The organism is Streptomyces griseicoloratus, from assembly GCF_014534645.1.
Taxonomy (GTDB): Bacteria; Actinomycetota; Actinomycetes; order Streptomycetales; family Streptomycetaceae; genus Streptomyces; species Streptomyces griseicoloratus.
Map to the genome: position 1 here is coordinate 1 of NZ_JACVQF010000045.1, position 415 is coordinate 415.

At 70.6% G+C, this 415-nt stretch carries 1 protein-coding gene; it reads right to left on the reverse strand.

Features of this window, described 5'->3' with window-relative positions:
• Window positions 1-415 (reverse strand): condensation domain-containing protein (locus H0H10_RS01615; protein WP_188178966.1); only part of this gene is annotated, 415 nt, incomplete at both ends.

The window sequence follows — 415 nt, forward strand, 5'->3', positions numbered from 1 at the left end:
CACCACACCCGGCACCCCAGACACCCCCGTGTCGTTCCACTCCTCCACCACCCGACACCGGTCGGTGGCCCCCAGCAGGTCCGGTTCGCCGATCCGCGCCCCCGGGTCCTCGGCCAACGCCGACAGCATGCGAGCCCAGTGATCACCGATCCGCTCTGCGGTCTCCGCGTCGAACAGATCGGCGGCCACGGTCACCGCGCCGACGATGCCGCTCGGCGCGCCCTCGTCGTCATGCGTCTCGCCGACCATGACGTCCAGGTCGAACTTCGCCGCCGGGCGTGCCGTCCGTAGGCGTTCTCCCTCCAAGCCCGTCAACTGCACAGCCGCTTCAGTGGTGTTGTGAAGGGTCAGCACGACTTGGAAGAGGGGGTGCCGGGCCAGCGAGCGTGCCGGCGCCAGCTCCTCCACCAGCCGC